Here is an 18910-nt window from a genome sequence, read left to right on the forward strand (position 1 = left end):
ATTAAATGTTTATAGTAATATATCATTTTGTCGAAAGAAAAACTTTCCGTTCTCCGCTATTCTGTGAAGGAAGAACTCCACATTCTGTTGAATAAATAGGGTGGTAAATTTATTTTTAACTAAAAAGGAGAACTACATGAACATTAAATTAGTTGATGTAACAGAGGACAATTTCTATGATGTAATCAACTTAAAGTCTGATGAAAACCAAGAAAAGTATATTCAAATTTATGAAAGGTGGGTAGGATCAAATACGTATTTTCTCGCAGTATGCCAAACATTTGGTTTTACTCCAAAAGCAATCTATGATGGTGATACACTAATTGGTTTTGCTTCTCATGGCTATCATAAAGTAACAAATCGGTATGAATTAATCAGTATGATGTTAGGGCATAGGTATCAAGGAAAAGGATATGGAACCCCTGTTTTAAATGCAATTATTGAAGATATGGTTGGTGCCTATCAATGTGAGGAAATCTATCTATCTGTTATCTATAATAATGAACGTGCAATACGGACCTATGAAAAAGCGGGTTTTATCCCGACCGGAGAGGTAGAAGAGGGTCATCATCCTGAGCCGATTTATTGTTTGAAAATAAAATAAGAAATGGGGTGCTCAAAGGTCCAAACTTTAGAGCCTTGGATACCCCTCGTTATTATTCCTCAAAAGCTTTTGAATATTGAATAAGTCCTTGAACATGATCAAGAGAACCTTCAGTTAGTTCGAGAGCCATAAATACCTCATTCGGTACATCAAAAGGAGCTTTTATATTCCAGCGATTCGCCTGTTTGAAGCCAAACAATGGATAATAATCTTTATGTCCAAGTACAATAACTGACTGATATCCAAGATCTTTTGCCTTATCAAGTGCAGCACGGATTAATTGGCTTCCAACCCCTTTTCTTTGATACTCTGGTGCAACAGAAACGGGGGCAAGTGCCAGTGATTCGACGGATTGGTCTCCATCCACAATCTTAATTTTTGAAAGAATGATATGTCCAACAATCTCATCTTTTTGATTAACGGCAACCAACGAAAGTTCTGGTATAAAAGCATCTGATTTTCGAATCCGGTTTACGAGAAAATGCTCTGTCTTATCACTGTATTCTTCTTTTAAAAAAGCTTTTCTGACAACTTCTTCTGTTTGAAAATAATCTTCAGTTTGTTCTTGTCTTATTACTATTTCCATTTATAATCCTCTATTCTAGGTATATTTTTTATGTATAAATGGTACACATCCCAGCTCTAAACAGAAGTTACCAAATGATAGCCTACTCCTATAATACCTTCATTTTAGAAGGCTATGGAACATGGGTCAATGATGCTTTGTGGGAAATTGCAAGTTGAGAAAGGGTTACGAAAGTTTAAGTAGAATAAAAACATAGAATGGAAGAAGCATAAAGGAGGATTTTGTAAATTATGGAAAATGAGTTAAAGCAAAAATTGAAAGAATTAGAGGAAATGCATTTAAATATAGAAGTTCGAAAAAAACGTGAGGAGCTAGATAAACTACTAGCAGATGACTTCTTTGAGATTGGTAGTTCCGGATATATGTTTAATAAAAAAGAATGTCTTGAATCCAGAATTGACCTTTCGGTAATGTCACTCCATAACTATGAGATTTATCCCCTGGCACCAGATGTCGTTTTAGCAACCTATTTCATTGTCAATGAGACGAGGAAGCGGAATACATTTCGAAGTTCCATATGGAAACTTATTGAAGGAAGGTGGCAATTGTATTTTCATCAAGGGACGATCTCACCATTGAAGTTGAGTGAAGTACTTAATGAATAAATTTTACGAAATTTATAAGTAATTGCCTAGCAAAAGATAAAAAAATACTTAGTTGATATAATAGGTAAGTACTGCAATTACATATACTGGAAGTGATGTACATTTTACATGCCATTTTCTTTTTTATCATAGCAGGAATCGCTGAAATCGGAGGAGGCTATTTGATATGGCTTTGGTTAAGAGAAGGGAAGCCGTATTACTGGGGAATCGGTGGGGGAATCGCATTGGCCTTATATGGTGTGATTGCTACTTTTCAAACCTTTCCATCTTTCGGTAGAGTTTATGCTGCCTATGGTGGGGTATTTATCGTTCTTTCTGTCCTTTGGGGTTGGGGAATTGATAAGAAAACACCCGACCTATACGATTGGCTAGGTGCTGGAATTTGTATCATAGGTGTTTCCGTGATGTTATTTGCACCGCGACAATAACAAAAGGGCATTGATCTAAGGAAGGATCAACGCCTTTTTACTTTTTTGCGATTTCTGTTTAGTCTTTTTAGAGACGGTTTTAATGAAAAATATGCCTACAATTAAGGCAAGTAAATTGAGAGAATCACCGAAATTCACTGTGAAATTTATGTTGTTATTCACTCTTATATAGTTTCGATTATCAGACCTCGCCTGCGAAACTTTTTCATCGTTATCCAAATTGATCCCTCCATATGAGCGGTTGTCCTAAACTCAATATATGAAAGAAAATAATAAGTATTCGTGCCAATGTCCTCACAACTATATTATTTTGGTTTGTCCGATAAAATGTGAGTTGTGTCCGATATATTGGCAACAATGTCAGATAAAATCAAAATATTGTCCGATATCAAGATTATTAGAAAAAAACGAGTACATCATCAAAACGAACTGGCATTATAATAGAGTTCTAGAAGGAAAATAGAATTAAATTAGCCAAAAAACAAGAACACATCAAGTAGACATGTTCTTGTTTTTTGTGTGATGTTTTTAAAGGCTAGCTTTTATTTAGCACTTTGGAAAATAGCAAGCACCGATAATGATTAATAAGATGAACAACACAACGATCAATACGAAGGTATTATCGTTACAAGGTTCAGGACAAGCGTATCCATAACTAGGGGTAAAATCATAGCTTGGGGCTGTATATGTCGGTTGTGGTGCTACGTAAGGGGTCTGAAAAGATGCCGCATTTACGTTAGATAAATTTAGCTCCATGTTCTTACTTCCTTTCTCTTGTGTAGATTCCCTACAGTATACTCACCTAGTCTCAAAATGCCACGTTTCTCTAAGAAAATGGGTCATTGTCACGGGCCGATAAAGGATTATGTAGAACTGTCTATGTAATATTTTGGTATTGTTGTGTGGTAAAATTGTTTACATAAGTAGCCAGTACATTTTGTGGTTTTGGGGGTTAGTATGGTGAAGGAAGATAAAAAGGTTTCGTACATAAGTATGTTTTTTGGCGGAGTTGGGACTGTTTTAATTTTATTAGCGGCAATTAAGCTACTTGATGCGGATGAATTAAACGAGGGGTATCTTGTAATTTTCGGTTTTATATTTACAATCGGTTATATTAACAATTTAGAGTCTAAAGCGGGTGTGAGTAAAAAAGCAACATGGGTTAGAGCAATCCTTTCCATGGTAGTCTTATTACTAGTTTCATATTTTGTATTTTTCTAATGAATGGAGGGATTGTTAGATGAGAAAGGGTAAAAAAAGATTTAGTTTGGGTGGGTTACTCGTGATCTTTTTAATCCTATCCTTATGATTTAACCCAACAAAACAGGACTAGATAGAATATACAAATTTTAATAAGATCCCAGCAGAATCTTTCAATAAACAAGTTGATATCGAAATTGAAAGGAAAAATTTCTTTATCTTTTCAACTTATGCCCCAAAAGAGAAGGTTTTTGAAAGTTACGGTATTGTTCATTTAAGATTTATGAACGGTTTTTTTCAAATCTCTGATGGACAGTACGATTACCCATGGTGGTTAGAACTTTTCAAATAGGCTGTTCACGTAGACGATGATACAAATGACTTTATAAGACAGAATATTTTGGAATTAAACGGCGGGTAGATCCGTATATACACAAAAGGGGGAGCTGATTTGGCCGAAGTTATTTTGTGTTTGATATTAATGATTCCTTTATATGCAGTGTTAATTTGGACCTACTTCAATCCAGAGGAAAGTATGTTATTCGGGCAAAGGTGGATGTATAAGGGAGAACTTGAGTTTTCGGAACATGCCATTCGTTATACGAAATTTATGGCACGCGTAGGTATTTTACTTATAACAATGGTATTCGTACTCTTTATTATTGATCATATCATAATCCGACTTATCATCATTCTTGGATTCATTTCTTATGTGATTATCGGGGGCTATCGGTTACTACAAAAATATTTGGAATCTTAAAATGTCGAAAATTCAAGATGTAAAAAAACGAAAAAATTATCATTTTTTGTAAGTGATTTTTGTATAATGGATTTAGGCACTACAGGGCATCTGCAGTGCTTCCTTTTTTATAAGAAAGATGGAGGGGAACATTTGATGGAAAATGAGATTTTGGTAGATAAAGACAAACAAGAAAAACCAAAAGTGAAGGTAGAGCGGAAAGAAGGGGAACCAACTGCAGCCTTTAAAGGGGCTTCGTGGGCAGCGTTATTAGTTGGTGTTGCTGCTTATCTTATTGGTTTATTTAACGCCACAATGGAACTGAATGAGAAAGGGTATTACTTTGCAATCTTAATTTTTGGTCTGTATTCATCTGTTTCTTTGCAGAAAGCTGTAAGAGACAAAGAAGAGGGAATTCCAGTAACAAGTATCTATTATGGAATTAGTTGGGTTGCACTCATTGTATCCGTATCATTAATGGCTATTGGGCTTTACAACGCAGGAAGTATCGTTTTAAGCGAAAAAGGATTTTACGGAATGGCATTTGTTCTAAGTATTTTTGCAGCTATAACTGTTCAAAAGAACATTCGTGATACACAAAAGGCAAGAGAAAGAGATTAAGAGATGAAAAGAGGACCTTCCATGTTTAAATTGGATGGTCCTTTCCTTTTTGTTTTTTTCGTTTCCATAACAAAAACGCGGTCCAACTTAATAAGATAATGAGTAGGACGGATACAAGCGTAAGAGTTACAGTATCCGTCATCAAGATTGCAGTGTAATCTCTAAAATCCATCTCTTTGGCAAAGACCTGATAAGGGTTATCGACATTATAGACGATTGGCATTTCCTCGGTATATTTTTTATAACTATGCCATGTGACGCCCTTTACGATAAAAATACTTTCGTGATCCTTCGGTTTATACATCAAGGAGATGTAGTACTCATTTTCGTTATAGATGGATGTTCCCCTATCAAAACCACGATCCGTAACAATAGCCATTGTTTCAGCATGATTGTTTCCGAAATATTTCTCATACCCGTTTTCAAGTGCTAATTTTGTTTCTGATGAAAGGAAGAGAAGGAGAGCTAGTATCAAACTACCAAATATAAGTAATGAAATCACAAAGCCTGCAATCTTATCAACATACAAGCGTCTTGAAATAATTGAAAATAATTTCTTTATTGCTTTAATTTTGCCTAACCAATATAAAATATAGCCGATGGGATACAGACTAAAGACGGTTAACAAAATATAAAACCAGCGTATTTCCTCTTTTAACAGTGTCTCTGTATAAAATTTTCCGTCAACCTCATAACCGGAAATTGTATCCGCAACATCAATTTCTTCAAATAATTCCTTAGAGATTGTAATCATGGAATCATTATGTTTTGTAGGGATACTACTATCGGGCAAGACACCGATTTGGACGGAGAACCTAGGCCCTTCCAATAGTCCATTCACTACATACTTACGCCAAACCCTCTCTTCAACTTGATTTTGCTCCGCTTTTTCAAGGAACTCCCGATGCTCCTGAACGTTATCATAGATCGTATAAAGGATAACTATAAATGCAACCAATGCCAGCAACTTCAACCCATTTTTGTCCCATAAATCTTTCATGAATGACACCCTTAATTTTCCTTTTTGACTAGTATAACATCGTTTAGGGTGTTTTTATTTTCTTTGACAAAAAAAGAGCTGTATCTTAACAGCTCTTTTACATAGTATAGATTAGTTTCCAGGCTTGAATTTGATTTTCATTGCTTTGGCCATTAACACAGGTAGGTTTGTGTTTTCATGTAAACCGCTAAATAAGTGAGACCCTGGTCCGAATGCATATAAAGGAACGTCAGTACCAGTGTGCCCCGAGCTTGACCATCCAACAATTGCACGTTCAGAAACAACTTGATTAATTGCAATCGATGGCGAGTTAGCAGCCTTGATTCTTTCCACTTCGGCAGCAGTTAAATCCAAATTTGTATATTGCTTAACCACTTCCTTTACATTACTGCGGTCAGCGTTCAGTTTGCTTTCCATGAAATCACCAGTTGCTGTAACGTTACGTAAAACATCGAGATTTGCATCTCCTTTTCCATAACCACCGACTGACATCCCGCCAGTATCATGGTCACCAGCAACAATCACTAATGTGTTGCCATCCTTCTTAGCAAATTCTACCGCTTCCTTAACAGCAAGTTCAAATGCTTCACTGTCCTTCATTGCCCATGCAGCATCATTATCATGACCAGCCCAATCAATTTGGCTTCCTTCAACCATTAAGAAGAACCCATCCTTATCCTTTTTAAGAACGTCTATCGCAGTTTCTGTCATTTCTGCAAGGCTAGGCTCGTTGGTTTCATCACGATCTAATTCAGGTGCCATGCCGTCTTCAGCAAATAGCCCGATAAGTTTGTTTGATTTCTGGACTTTTTTAAGCTCATCGTGATTTGTAACATATTGATATCCATTTTTGACGGCCTCATTCAGTAAGGTTTCAGGGAAGTATTTTTTACCTCCGCCAAGAATAACATCGACATCATTTTCTAGCAATTGTGGTGCAATATCTGCTTCATTTGAACGTGAAGCTACATGAGAAGCAAATACAGCGGGTGTTGCATGTGTAATTGTTGAAGTTGCAACTAAGCCTGATGATTTTCCTTTCTCTTCAGCAACTTCAAGAATTGTTTTTAAATCTTTCCCATCTGGAGATGTACTAATCATCCCATTATTTGTTTTGATTCCAGTTGCCATAGCTGTACCTGCTGCGGCTGAATCGGTCACCTCTGAGTTAGAGGAATAGGTGCGATGCATCCCAACAAGCATTGAATCAAGCACAGTTTCCTCACCTTTATACCATCTGTAGTTCGTTGCATATGAAGCAGAGTAGCCGTCTGGAACCATAAAAATAACATTTTTAGCTTTACCATTATTCGTATCTGGCTTACTTGATTTCGCATCAGCAGTAGGAACTGAAAAGTTTCCAACAAGGGCTCCAAGTGCGAGTGAAGACACAACAGCAAACGGGATCAGTTTCTTTTTAATAGATTTGTTTTTCATTACTATTCCTCCTAAAATGTTGTTAGGATTAGTATAGAATTCGAGTTTGAATATCGCTTTACTAGAAAGTAAATAAAAGGTTAATAGGAAAAAATGGTACAAACCTCATGCTTCATATATAACTATAAAAAGATAAATAGATATTTTAGCATAATCTTTTTAGCTATCACGGTTAGTTAATTGGTTCCTTTTAATGGGAAGTTTCAGTTTAACTTTTGAGATGGGAAGTGAAGGTAATTCGAATGTACTAGACACGCCTTCATCTTTTATTTACACTTCTGATACAATATTTACTTTTTTTGCTAAAACGGAAGGATTAGGAGGTCTTATCATGAGATGTGGGGCAAAATGCTTTCTGGTTGAAATAGAGGTAGACGGAAAAGTACAAGTCGAGTCAGTCAACGCAAGAACATCGGCGGAAGCGAGAAAACAAATCCGAAAACAATTGGGGCAAGACACTGAAATTCTAACAGTTAAAGAAGAGAAGAAGAAAGTACAATGATAAAAGGGTATGTTTGGGATGGGGAAACTAACGTAAAAAAGAAGATATAATGTGTATGAATTGTTTATACGATTAATCAGGTGCGTTGTCTATGACAGCGCATTTTTTATTGTTTTTTTAGGCTGTTATCGTAAACTATGTTACTTTTTAATCCGATTATGCAAGGGATATATTATTGTTCATTAAGTGATTTCAGTTGATGGTACGAGATCCTCGAAAATGCTGGCATTTTCTTCGTGCGGTGTATGTTCAAGGAAGCAAATTCAACGTCCTGCGGGAATAGCGAGCAAGAAGAGAACCCGCAGTGAAGCGAGGAGGCTTGCGAATCGCCCGCGGAAAGCGAATACCAGGAGCGGAAATCACCCTACATTTAAAAACAACAATCTGTTAGAAAAGAGCCTTTTTTTAAAAGAATAGTTAGAAAAATAGATGTGAATTCTGGAAGCACATGCTATTTTATAAGTAATATAGAGTAATCCAAATCTAAAGAAAAGGGAGATCACGTTTGATGAGCAAAATCATTCGAGACCAATATCCACTTAAAGGGAAAAATGTACTAATTACTGGAGTTAGCCGTCGCCAAGGGATTGGGTATGCGATAGCCCGCCAAGTGGCTGCATGGGGAGCGTCTGTTATGATTCATCATTTCCAGCTGCACGATCAAGAACAATCATGGGGTGCGGATGATTTGAGTGAAGTACTGAAAGGTATTAACGCAGAGCTAATAGAAGGTGCATTTCTATATGACATAAGCGGGAATTTTTTGGAGCCTGAAGAACCAAAAAGGGTGATGGATGAAATCCGTAATAAATGTGGACATATAGATGCTCTTGTTTGCAATCATGCAATGAGTGGTAGCGATGGGGTACTTGGTGAACTGACTGTAGAAATGTTAGATAAACACTGGGCTGTAAATGCACGCTCGTCCATTCTACTCGCACAATATTTTGCAGCTCAACATGATCCTAAATCAGGCAGAGGAAAAATTATTTTCATGACCTCGGGACAAAGATTAGGTCCCATGACAGGAGAAGTTGCCTACGTTGCTTCGAAGGGAGCGCTTGCTGATGTAACGCTGACACTATCAGATCAATTGGCTGATCAAAACATTACTGTGAATACCGTGAACCCGGGACCAGTTGATACGGGGTATATGACCGAGGAATTATGGGAACACCTTAAACCCATGTTCCCATTTGGAAGGATTGGGCAGCCGGAAGATCCAGCGCGTCTTATTGCGTGGTTATTAACGGATGAAGCTTCGTGGATGACCGGACAAATTATTAATACAGAAGGAGGCTTTGGACGTTGGCGTCATCCTTCCTGATGGAGGAGTTTAAAGCTGTACGTACCAGTCTTAGAAACGATAAATGCTTTACCGGAATCACACTCAGATTAGGGAGTTTTAGGAATATTGTCATGAACTGAAGAATAAACGTTATAATACAAGCCTTCCTAATCTCTTCGTTAAGGTGCTGATTTTTTGAATAGGAATAAGAATATTAGTGTAGCAATTCTATTGCTGATTTTGATACTCGTTATCCTGATTGTCCATGTGATCCTTCATGTAAATGTGTATGTTGTCTACAGCGCAAGTCTTGGTACGATTTTTATGATTGGCCTTATCATATTTCTCATTGTTTTACTCATATTAAAAACATAACCGTCTAAAGAGGTGTTAATCAAAGAAGGCTTAACACTTCATTTTGTTGAACTAAAGTAATATTACAGTTGTCATTTCTTACAAATTGGAGGTTACTATGGCGTTTCTATTTTGGCCGTTTATGATTGTATCACTTATCCTTTCCGTTTTTTCAATCTATAAAAGAAAACCTTTATTACTCGTAATATCAGCTGTGCTTATAGTACCACTGTCACTATATCTTGCAGCTACACCACGTTTTGAAATATGGGGACTTATATTTCCATTGTTTTATGTCGGGGCTGCCGTATCCCTAGCCAAAAAAGTAAAATGGTTATCCATTTTGCTGGTATCTCCAAATTTTATTCTTATTGGGTGGATAGGATTTTCGGTAATGAATCAGTAATTTGTAAAGGAGTGTCTCAACGTGGAAGTAAAGTTAGTAAAATTACAAACAGATAGAATGAATGAAATGAAGAAGTTCTATGTTGATCTTTTCGGATTTCCATTAATTAATGAAAATAAAAGTAGCTTTCGAATTAAGGTAGGTTCTAGCGAGTTAGAATTTACTACGGAAAATGTAAAAGGGAATCCGTTCTATCACTTTGCCTTTAATATTCCTTCTAACCAGTTTAGTGAAGCTAAGTCATGGGTCAAAGAGAGGGTGGAACTAAATGTGGAGGATGGGGATGATGAAGTCTATTTTTCTTTCTTTTCCGCACATGCTTTCTATTTTTACGATCCTGCCGGGAATATTGTAGAGTTCATTTCAAGGCAGGGCTCAAAAGAAGAAGCAAAGCCATTCTCGATAGACAATGTGATAAATATTAGTGAAATAGGACTTACAGTAAATGATGCGATTAGTGCTGGCACTCGGTTAATAGAGATTGGTATAAATGAGCGTAACAACAACCCACTTAGTCAAACATCACTAAATTTCATGGGAGATAAATCAAAAGGTGTATTCATCATTTTAAATCAACCTGGGAGAAGATGGATCTTTTCCGATAAAATCTCTGCAATATTTCCAATTGAAATTTTAACAACAGATGGCAGTAAAATTATAGTTAACTCTGAAAATCTGATAGAAGTGTATGAATAATAACTAGAAGGTGAATGTATATGGAACAGACAACATTAATTCGGCCATCACTAGACTATCAATTTGAATATCTATCTTTCTATAATGAATGGAAAGATAGTAATGAAGATATGGTACCTTGGGTGATTAGTAAGGACCCATCAAATTTTCAAGATATGCTTCAATCTCTATTTGATGCTGAAAAAGGAGAAAATCTCCCGGAAAATTGGGTGCCTGACTCAACCTTTTGGTTAGTTGGTGAAAATAAAAAAGTAATTGGTGCAGTAAATATCCGCCATCGATTAACTGAAACGTTATTCAACAGTGGTGGTCATATTGGGTATGGAATCCGTCCCTCTGAGCGACGTAAGGGGTACGCATCGAAACTTTTAGCATTATCTTTAGAAAAAGCGAAAAAACTTGGGATTCAAAAAGCCTTAGTTGTTTGTGATGAGGATAATATAGGTTCATTAAAAACAATAGTACATAACGGTGGGGTACCTGATACGGACTTTATCGAAGAAGATGGAAATGTAATTAAAAGGTTTTGGATAGAAATTTAGATTCATTTGCATAAGGTTAGAACTAGATAGTTTCATTCGCACTAGCATTAAATCTCTCCGGATTAATGCTTTTTTTGCTAATTTTAGGAATTTGTGAACCTTGTGTGATTAGTTAACAACCAAAAGAAAAAAAGCGCCAATTTCCACTAAGCGCTTTTCTCAAGGTTTATTTTATTTTTTCACCAAATCATTCATTTTCAGCTCAAACTCAGCATGGTCTCCAAGTGCATGTGGAACTTGAATACTTATGATAACAGCATCATTAAGGTAATATGAAAAAACACCATATGGGTTTTCTTCAGGATTTGGGTGATCTGCTTTCGTGATGGCATCAATAAGCGTTTGTAAATTAAAAGTATTTAAGTATTCAACAATAGCAGCCTGTTTTTCCTGATTTGGCTCTTTTGGATTTTCCCAATCAATGTACGGTGCATTTCGCAATTTTTCAATGAAGCCTGCATCAATTACAAACTTATCCGATAGTCTAACTTTTTCTCCTTTTTTCCAGTCAATAGTGGTGGTGAAAAGGAGGCTTGTAGGATACATCCCACCATGATAATCACCAGTATATTGAATACTAAAAGTATCAGCATCTGGCAATAGGATTTCGTAATTCATTTCAAGTGAAGAGTCACTACCATGATATTGCTCTATAAAAAGCGTTGCGTCTTCTTTAATAAGAGTATTGATTTCCTGCTCAATATTCTTATCCTGCATTTCATTTAGCTGAGGATAATGAATTGTAAGTTCCCCATCCTCATAAGTTGCTGTATCTATTTCAAAAGGTTCAGTATTAGTTTCTTCTTCTACTTGCTTTGATGGCGTATCTTCTTCATCTACTTCTGCCGGTGCATCATCGTTCTCATCGGTTTCTACTTGTTTTGGTGATGTATAATCTTCTTCATTCACCTGTTGCGATAGTCCCGTCTGCTCGCCACTGCAGCCTGCTATAAATAGGACACAAGCAATCACAATCAGTAAAAGGATTTTCTTCATTTAACTCTCCCCTTGAAAAATATTCCAAATCATTATTCTCTATTTTATTACAATCATGTATGGAAATGAATATCAGTTGACCAAATAAATCCTGGTTGTTATCATTTAATTATCGTTTAGTGAACTTTGTTTCTTATTAGGAAACCTTTTTGCATCATACGATTATAATAGAAGGTGATAACATGAATTTGCAGACAGATGTTTGTATTGTGGGCGGAGGTCCTGCGGGTGCTCTACTTGGCTATTTAATGGCGAAGAAGGGTATATCAACTATCGTCGTTGAGCGTACTTCTGGAAATGAACGTGAATTTAGAGGTGAGCACATCAACGCAGAAACCGAAGCGATATTAAAAGAACATCAACTTTTCGATAAAATAGAAGCACTTGGATTATTAAAGATGAAGAAGGTTCAATATATTAATGGTAGGCATATTGTAAAAACAATCACACCAACAACTGAGGATCACGTTGGTATTCATATACCGCAGCCCCATTTTTTAACGGCTGTTTCAAACGAAGCTGCACGGTTTCCAAACTTTCAGTTGCTTGTAAACACAACTGTCACAGGGTTAGTTCAGGATGATAAAGGACACTATACAGGTGTAAAAGCAAAGCAAAATGGAGAAGAAATCAACATTACGAGTAAAATCGTAGTTGGTACGGATGGCCGCTACTCAACTGTTCGAAAACTTGCGGGTATTGCGGCTTCAGAGGAATCACATGGTTATGATGTGCTTTGGGCTAAAATTCCAGCACCTGCTGATTGGGAGCCTTCAACAAAAATGGTTCTTGCTAATGGACATCAACTAGCTTTGTTTACCCAAACAGGTGGGATGATTCAAATTGGTTGGAACATTCCAGAAGGTACATTCAATTCTTTACGAAAGCAGCAGCTAGAGCCATTTTTGGAGCCACTTATAACAAGCTTTCCAGAATTAGAGTCAACTGTAAGGGAGCAGATTCAATCGTGGAAGAACTTCGTCTGCCTAAAAGTTTTTAGTTCAAATGCAGACACTTGGGTAAAAAATGGCCTCATCATCCTTGGAGATGCAGCACATACAATGACACCAACAGCAGCGATTGGTATTAACTGTGCAATTAAAGATGCACATGTATTGGCACCAATTCTTGAACAAGCATTAAATGCAGGCGATCTTAGTGAAACAAGATTAAAAGAATTTGAAATTACAAGACGCGTGGAAATCGAACAACAACAAGAAATGCAGTTTGAAAAAGAAGAGGCATTCGTAGAGAATTTCCTAGAAGTGGTTGGAAATTAAGCATGCAGTAGTAAAACGCTGCATGCTTTTTTAATGCCGAAAAAGAGCTAAAAGCAGTAAATTCAGACGCTATCGTTCCCCTTTTTCTGATTGCGTTTGGCGATTGGGCACGATTCAGACGCTTGCGTCCCCTTTCCGCCCATTTCGTTTGGAGATCAGGCACGAGTGTTTTTTCACAGTCACGGTTTAAATAAAAGAAAGGATTTTCTCTGTTGATACCGAATAAAACATATATATAGGTAATATATTGGAAATTAACGTTTTGAAAGATAGCAGGGGGATCAAGATGAATCTAGTTAAAGTAAAAGGAGAAAAAGTCACTTTACGTCAAGTTGAAAAAGAAGATTTACCTGTACTTTGGGAACTACGCTACGGTAACCCAAATCCAGAATGGAAAAAGTGGGATGCGCCTTATTTCACACTTAAATACATAGATAAAGAAACGTATTTAAAAAAGGCTGAACATCAACTCGCCATGCAACACCACCCATTAGATCACATGATTATTGAAGCCGATGGTCAAATCATCGGATCCGTTATTTTCTATTGGGAAAGTGAAGCCACAAGATGGCTTGAGATGGGCATTGTTATCTATCTTCCGGAATATTGGGGGGATGGATACGGAACCGAGGCGATGAAGCATTGGATTGATTATTTATTTGAAACGATCCCATACATCGAAAGAGTCGGATACACGACATGGTCAGGGAATCAACGTATGGTCAAGGTTGGCCAAAAGCTCGGCATGACACTCGAAGCGCGTATGAGAAAATGTCGTTACTATAATGGCTTCTACTATGACTCAATCCGGATGGGGTTGCTAAGAGAAGAATGGGAACAAGAAAAATAAGAACTCGAACCTGCATTCCTAAAGAAATGCAGGTTTTTTTAATGGGACACAGGGACAGGTTCATTGTCCCACAAAATTTTTCCAATTTTAATTGACACCTTTCAAACAATTACATAATATTATATATGAGCATATGCTCATATACTTTAAATGAAGTAGGGATATTCATGTATGATGCTGTGGTAATCGGAGCCGGTCAAGCGGGTTTAGCCATAGGTTTTTATTTAAAACAAGCCAAACAGTCATTTCTACTTATAGATAAAAGCGAAGGAAATCGGGGAATCATGGATAAATCGATATGATTCATTGACCCTTTTTACACCAAGAGCCTATAGTGAGCTTCCTGATTTCAAAATGAATGGTCCAAGGCAAGAGTACCCAACAAAGGATGAGGTTGCCGATTATTTGGCTAAATTCGCATCATACCATTCGCTTCCGACCCAATTAAATACAACAGTCACAAACGTTACAAAGGTAGAACATGGTTTCAAAATTGAAACGTCGAAAGAAGTAATCCTTGCTAAAAATATAGTGATTGCAACTGGTCCGTTTCAAGAACCATCGATCCCATACTTTGCAAAGAACTTATCCAATCAAGTATTTCAAATCCATTCAGCACAATACAAAAATCCAACACAACTCAAAGACGGACCTGTATTGGTTGTGGGGGGAGCAAACTCCGGTGCACAAATTGCTGTTGAGTTAGCAAAAGAGCGAACTGTTTATCTTTCGGCTAGTCAAAAATTCAACTTTATCCCGCAGGACCTTGGTGGTAAGAGTATTTTTTGGTGGTTTGATAAATTTGGTATACTCGAAGCTAGTACAACATCCAAATTAGGTAATTTTATAAAAAAACGTCCTGATCCGATTTTTGGATATGAATTAAAGACAGCCATCAAATCTGGTAAAGTGACGATAAAATCAAGAACTATTAGTATAAAAGATGAAACATTCATTTTTGAAGATAAAAGTGAGCTTAACGTTCCTAATGTCGTTTGGGCAACTGGATTTAAATCTAATTATCAGTGGTTACAAATTCCGAACGCATTACAAGAAAACGGTCAGCCAGAGCATATAAAAGGAATCACCAAGATAAAGGGTCTTTATTTTTTAGGATTACCCTGGCAAACAAGAAGAGGCTCAGCCTTACTCCAAGGAGTAGCCGATGATGCAAAGTACATAGCACAGCATATACAGGTAACCAAGCAAAAGTAAGAAAGAAGGGTTAAATAGTGGAACAAAAAGATCATTCCTTTTTATCTCAAACCACCATTGGCGAAGCATCACGTATTTTTAAAGCACTTGCGGATCCAACGCGGATTAAAATTCTTTATTTATTATCACAAGAGGAATGTTCGGTTACCCATATTGCGGAAGTCCTCGAAATGTCACAATCAGCAGTATCCCATCAACTTAGCTTACTGAGGAATCTTCGCTTAGTGACGTACCGACGCGAGGGGAATACATTTCTTTATACATATGATGATGAACATGTCATTACTTTGCTCCACCAAGTCATTCATCATATTGAACATGAATAGGAGGGGAAATTGATGGGACATCACCATCATCACCATCATCACGGACACGACCATCATGGTCACCATCATCATCATCATTTTGATGAAGTTAGAGAGGGCAACAAAAAAGGCTTACTCATCGCTTTGGTCATTACGACGGGAATCATGCTGCTGGAATTTTTCGGTGGTCTTATTACAAACAGTCTAGCTTTACTATCGGATTCAGGTCATATGCTAAGTGATGCGAGTTCATTAGCGTTAAGCTTAGTCGCATTTTGGTTTGCTACCCGACCTGCATCTCCGAAGAAAACCTATGGGTTTTACCGATTTGAGATTTTAGCCGCTCTATTTAATGCAGTTACATTGTTTGTCATTGCAGGCTTTATCGTTTATGAGGCGGTTCAACGATTTTTCGAACCTCCGACTGTGGCAAGTGGGACGATGATGATCATTGCTGGTATTGGTCTTTTCGCGAATATACTAAGTGCTTGGTCACTGATTAGTAAAGGCGATGTAAAAAATAACGTGAATCTGAGGAGCGCATACCTTCATGTTCTTGGAGATGCACTTGGATCAGTGGGTGCCATAATCGCCGGACTCTTGATGCTGTTGTTTGAATGGTATATAGCGGACCCCATTATTTCTGTAATTGTGGCAATCTTAATTTTAAAAAGTGCCTGGGGTGTGTTAACACACTCAATTCATATTTTAATGGAAGGTACGCCGATTACGATTGATCAAAAAGAAGTGAAAGCCACTTTAGAAGAAATTGAAGGGGTGATAGATGTTCATGATCTTCACATCTGGACGATCACATCAGGCATCGACTCACTCACATGTCATATATTAATCAAAGACGACCATGACAGCCAGGAAATCTTACAGCAATCCATTGATAAAATACGTGATAAATTCAAAATCGAACATACCACTATTCAAATTGAAAAATCTTCAATTGAGCATGGGGAAATGAGAGTATAGAAATCACAAGGGGCATCCAACAATGGAGGGCCCCTTCTTTTAATAAAAGCTATTTATATTGTAAAATAAAAGTATCTACGGTTTATTATTAGGAGTTGGAGATATGAGAGTTCTTGTTATAGAAGATAATGAGAGTGTTTGCTCGATGATAGAAATGTTTTTTTCAAAGGAAGGTATTCAAGGTGAGTTTGTCCATGATGGACAAGAGGGGTATAAGCGATTTAAAGAGGAAAATTGGGATTTAATCATTGTAGACTGGATGCTTCCTGGTATGGATGGGGTTACCATCTGCCGAAAAATTCGTGAAGAAAAAAGCACGGTTCCGATTATTATGCTCACCGCAAAGGATAGTGAATCTGATCAGGTACTGGGCCTTGAGATGGGGGCAGACGACTATGTCACAAAGCCATTCAGCCCACTTGCGTTAATGGCACGAATAAAGGCGGTCACAAGACGCTACAATAGTAAGCCTTCAGAGAACGTAGAGACGGGGACGCTTCAAACAGAACATTTTAAAATAAATAAAATTACAAGAGAAGTTATACTGAATGGGAAATCGATCACGAATTTAACGCCTAAGGAATTTGATTTATTGTATTATTTTGCGCAGCATCCGAAACAGGTATTTTCTAGAGAACAATTATTAGATCGCGTATGGGGTTACCAATTTTACGGAGATGAGCGCACGGTCGACGTACATATTAAGAGGCTCCGTAAAAAACTAGGTACTGCAAATCAGCCATTTTTCCATACCGTATGGGGTGTTGGTTATAAATTTGATGAGACTGTTGAGGAAGACAAATGAAATTTCGCTACATGTTTCAACAGCTTGTTAGTCACATAAGTGTGATTGTGGTTGCTTTTGTAATCTTAAGTATTGTGTTCGCACATTACGTTGGGAACCTCGTCTTCGAAGAAAAGGTCGACGAACTGACCACTTATGGTGAAAACATCATTTCTGATATTAGTCGTACATCTAATGTCGATTCATTAATTCGTCAATACTCAAACATGCTTGGTGAAAGAAATATTTTATTTACTGTATTTGATGAAAATGGGGTAAGTCTAAGTACTGCCAGTGGATTTGTACCACAAGTGGAGTTGAAAAAGAAAGAATGGGACAAGGTCCGAAGTGGGCATATCGTGTCAGTCAAACAGGATTACAAGCGATTTGAGCAAGAAGTGACATTTATTGTCATGCCTTATATGGTTGGTCAAACTTTTGTCGGCGGTGTTCTGCTTGCGTCACCAATCAGTGGGACACAGGAAATGATTCATGATATTAACCAGTATTTATTTTATACGATGTTTTTAGCATTGGCTGTTGCTCTATTAATGAGTTGGATTTTGTCGACGGTTCATGTAAAGCGTATCAGACGTTTAAGGAAAGCGACCTCAATGATTTCTGCTGGAGATTATTCCATTAAATTGCCTTCATCTGATTTTGATGAGATTGGTGAGTTGTCGAAAGATTTTAATGAAATGGCGCAGCGCTTGCAACAATCAATGGAGGAAATTGAAAGCCTTGAAAGCAGAAGGCGGAAATTTATGGCCGATGTTTCCCATGAATTGCGGACTCCGCTCACAACCATTAGCGGGGTGATTGAAGGGTTAAGTAATGACTTGATACCAGATGAGGAAAAGGAAAAAGGCGTTCAACTGGTAAGTCAGGAAACAAAGCGTCTTATTCGTCTTGTGAATGAAAATCTGGATTATGAAAAAATTCGCTCCAACCAGGTTACGCTTCAAAAGGAAACAATCGAATTAATTGAAGTGTTTGAGGTTGTTAAAGATACACTTGAACCACAAGCGGAAGAGAAAAATGATCAAATCATGATTGATGTTCCCAACGGTTTAATGATTACAGCAGATTACGATCGTTTAATACAAATACTAATTAATATCACAAAAAACAGTATCCAGTTTACTGATAATGGGGTTATTTGGATTCGTGGAAAAGTAGGAGAACATGAAACAATTATCGAAATTGAAGATACCGGTGTCGGGATTGCCCCAGCGGAAATAGAAAATATTTGGCATCGTTTTTACAAAGCGGATGTCTCACGAACGGGTACATTGTTTGGTCAATTCGGCCTAGGACTTTCTATCGTGAAACAGTTGGTCCAGCTTCATAACGGTAAGATTAAGGTCACGAGTGAGAAAGGAAAAGGAACCAAGTTTGAAATTCGATTTCCATTAACGTAATCCAGAATAATAATGGTGGATTTTCGCTTATTTTTCCACTTCTTTTCAAGGTTTGTTAATATTTTGTTCA

Annotated in this window: 23 protein-coding genes and 1 pseudogene; 19 read left to right on the forward strand and 5 right to left on the reverse strand. The window is 37.2% G+C overall.

All coding sequences use genetic code 11. The features are described 5' to 3' along the window. The first annotated feature begins 136 nt into the window (after window positions 1–136). Window positions 137–604: a GNAT family N-acetyltransferase gene (locus AC6CHV_RS04515; protein WP_498078216.1), complete on the forward strand. Its 468-nt coding sequence runs from the start codon at window positions 137–139 to the stop codon at window positions 602–604. Between the two features lie 52 nt (window positions 605–656). Here AC6CHV_RS04515 and AC6CHV_RS04520 read toward each other — a convergent pair whose 3' ends face one another. Next, window positions 657–1190, reverse strand: a complete 534-nt coding sequence (locus AC6CHV_RS04520; protein WP_498078217.1) for a GNAT family N-acetyltransferase — start codon at window positions 1188–1190, stop codon at window positions 657–659. Window positions 1191–1420: 230 nt separating this feature from the next. On the opposite strand from AC6CHV_RS04520, the gene AC6CHV_RS04525 reads away from it, so the two are divergent. Together AC6CHV_RS04525 and AC6CHV_RS04530 are read left to right on the forward strand one after the other, a co-directional pair. Beyond that, on the forward strand, window positions 1421–1795 hold the full coding sequence (locus tag AC6CHV_RS04525) for a DUF4440 domain-containing protein (RefSeq protein ID WP_498078218.1): 375 nt from the start codon (window positions 1421–1423) through the stop codon (window positions 1793–1795). A gap of 95 nt (window positions 1796–1890) precedes the next feature. Further along, window positions 1891–2223: a YnfA family protein gene (locus AC6CHV_RS04530; RefSeq protein WP_341330302.1), complete on the forward strand. Its 333-nt coding sequence runs from the start codon at window positions 1891–1893 to the stop codon at window positions 2221–2223. Window positions 2224–2769: 546 nt separating this feature from the next. Here AC6CHV_RS04530 and AC6CHV_RS04535 read toward each other — a convergent pair. Then, window positions 2770–2979 carry a YjcZ family sporulation protein gene (locus tag AC6CHV_RS04535; RefSeq protein WP_121446376.1) on the reverse strand — a complete coding sequence of 70 codons (210 nt, stop codon included), beginning with the start codon at window positions 2977–2979 and terminating at the stop codon, window positions 2770–2772. A gap of 204 nt (window positions 2980–3183) precedes the next feature. On the opposite strand from AC6CHV_RS04535, the gene AC6CHV_RS04540 reads away from it, so the two are divergent. The 3 genes from AC6CHV_RS04540 (at window position 3184) to yiaA (ending at window position 4783) form a co-directional block, all read left to right on the forward strand. Further along, window positions 3184–3444: a hypothetical protein gene (locus AC6CHV_RS04540; protein WP_498078219.1), complete on the forward strand. Its 261-nt coding sequence runs from the start codon at window positions 3184–3186 to the stop codon at window positions 3442–3444. A gap of 430 nt (window positions 3445–3874) precedes the next feature. Beyond that, a complete protein-coding gene (locus tag AC6CHV_RS04545) occupies window positions 3875–4183 on the forward strand; it encodes a hypothetical protein (protein ID WP_498078220.1) in 309 nt (102 codons plus the stop codon). A gap of 135 nt (window positions 4184–4318) precedes the next feature. Next, window positions 4319–4783: an inner membrane protein YiaA gene (yiaA, locus tag AC6CHV_RS04550; protein WP_341330307.1), complete on the forward strand. Its 465-nt coding sequence runs from the start codon at window positions 4319–4321 to the stop codon at window positions 4781–4783. Between the two features lie 25 nt (window positions 4784–4808). Here the strand turns inward: yiaA and AC6CHV_RS04555 are convergent, their stop codons facing one another. Together AC6CHV_RS04555 and AC6CHV_RS04560 are read right to left on the reverse strand one after the other, a co-directional pair. Beyond that, entirely contained in the window at window positions 4809–5783 is a 975-nt protein-coding gene (locus tag AC6CHV_RS04555) for a hypothetical protein (protein WP_498078221.1), read from the reverse strand. 111 nt (window positions 5784–5894) lie between these two features. Continuing rightward, window positions 5895–7220, reverse strand: coding sequence for an alkaline phosphatase (locus AC6CHV_RS04560; RefSeq protein ID WP_498078222.1), 1326 nt, complete (start codon window positions 7218–7220; stop codon window positions 5895–5897). A gap of 331 nt (window positions 7221–7551) precedes the next feature. On the opposite strand from AC6CHV_RS04560, the gene AC6CHV_RS04565 reads away from it, so the two are divergent. The 6 genes from AC6CHV_RS04565 (at window position 7552) to AC6CHV_RS04590 (ending at window position 11008) form a co-directional block, all read left to right on the forward strand. Beyond that, window positions 7552–7722 carry a hypothetical protein gene (locus AC6CHV_RS04565; protein ID WP_498078223.1) on the forward strand — a complete coding sequence of 57 codons (171 nt, stop codon included), beginning with the start codon at window positions 7552–7554 and terminating at the stop codon, window positions 7720–7722. Between the two features lie 508 nt (window positions 7723–8230). Further along, on the forward strand, window positions 8231–9049 hold the full coding sequence (locus AC6CHV_RS04570) for an SDR family oxidoreductase (protein ID WP_498078224.1): 819 nt from the start codon (window positions 8231–8233) through the stop codon (window positions 9047–9049). Between the two features lie 156 nt (window positions 9050–9205). After that, window positions 9206–9385: a hypothetical protein gene (locus AC6CHV_RS04575; protein ID WP_133372279.1), complete on the forward strand. Its 180-nt coding sequence runs from the start codon at window positions 9206–9208 to the stop codon at window positions 9383–9385. Between the two features lie 97 nt (window positions 9386–9482). After that, window positions 9483–9770 carry a hypothetical protein gene (locus tag AC6CHV_RS04580; RefSeq protein WP_498078225.1) on the forward strand — a complete coding sequence of 96 codons (288 nt, stop codon included), beginning with the start codon at window positions 9483–9485 and terminating at the stop codon, window positions 9768–9770. A gap of 21 nt (window positions 9771–9791) precedes the next feature. After that, the gene (locus tag AC6CHV_RS04585) at window positions 9792–10466 is read left to right on the forward strand and encodes a toxoflavin lyase-like VOC family protein (RefSeq protein WP_498078226.1); all 675 of its coding nucleotides are present in this window, start codon (window positions 9792–9794) and stop codon (window positions 10464–10466) included. Between the two features lie 20 nt (window positions 10467–10486). Then, window positions 10487–11008, forward strand: a complete 522-nt coding sequence (locus AC6CHV_RS04590; RefSeq protein ID WP_498078227.1) for a GNAT family N-acetyltransferase — start codon at window positions 10487–10489, stop codon at window positions 11006–11008. Window positions 11009–11179: 171 nt separating this feature from the next. Here AC6CHV_RS04590 and AC6CHV_RS04595 read toward each other — a convergent pair whose 3' ends face one another. After that, the gene (locus AC6CHV_RS04595; RefSeq protein WP_498078228.1) at window positions 11180–12004 is read right to left on the reverse strand and encodes a polysaccharide deacetylase family protein; all 825 of its coding nucleotides are present in this window, start codon (window positions 12002–12004) and stop codon (window positions 11180–11182) included. Between the two features lie 182 nt (window positions 12005–12186). Here AC6CHV_RS04595 and AC6CHV_RS04600 point away from each other — a divergent pair, with 182 nt between their 5' ends. The 7 genes and pseudogenes from AC6CHV_RS04600 (at window position 12187) to AC6CHV_RS04630 (ending at window position 18840) form a co-directional block, all read left to right on the forward strand. Beyond that, on the forward strand, window positions 12187–13284 hold the full coding sequence (locus AC6CHV_RS04600) for an FAD-dependent monooxygenase (RefSeq protein ID WP_498078229.1): 1098 nt from the start codon (window positions 12187–12189) through the stop codon (window positions 13282–13284). A gap of 286 nt (window positions 13285–13570) precedes the next feature. After that, the gene (locus tag AC6CHV_RS04605; protein WP_498078230.1) at window positions 13571–14134 is read left to right on the forward strand and encodes a GNAT family N-acetyltransferase; all 564 of its coding nucleotides are present in this window, start codon (window positions 13571–13573) and stop codon (window positions 14132–14134) included. Between the two features lie 167 nt (window positions 14135–14301). Continuing rightward, window positions 14302–15349 (forward strand): annotated as a pseudogene (locus AC6CHV_RS04610) (flavin-containing monooxygenase). Between the two features lie 17 nt (window positions 15350–15366). Next, on the forward strand, window positions 15367–15675 hold the full coding sequence (locus AC6CHV_RS04615; protein WP_341330320.1) for an ArsR/SmtB family transcription factor: 309 nt from the start codon (window positions 15367–15369) through the stop codon (window positions 15673–15675). A 12-nt stretch (window positions 15676–15687) separates the two neighbouring features. Then, window positions 15688–16635 carry a cation diffusion facilitator family transporter gene (locus tag AC6CHV_RS04620; protein WP_498078231.1) on the forward strand — a complete coding sequence of 316 codons (948 nt, stop codon included), beginning with the start codon at window positions 15688–15690 and terminating at the stop codon, window positions 16633–16635. Between the two features lie 103 nt (window positions 16636–16738). Next, entirely contained in the window at window positions 16739–17440 is a 702-nt protein-coding gene (locus tag AC6CHV_RS04625; RefSeq protein ID WP_121446363.1) for a response regulator transcription factor, read from the forward strand. Continuing rightward, window positions 17437–18840 carry an ATP-binding protein gene (locus tag AC6CHV_RS04630; protein ID WP_498078232.1) on the forward strand — a complete coding sequence of 468 codons (1404 nt, stop codon included), beginning with the start codon at window positions 17437–17439 and terminating at the stop codon, window positions 18838–18840. Before AC6CHV_RS04625 ends, AC6CHV_RS04630 begins: the two co-directional genes overlap by 4 nt. Window positions 18841–18910: the final 70 nt, after the last annotated feature.

It is taken from the genome of Ferdinandcohnia sp. GQ5, from assembly GCF_059759275.1.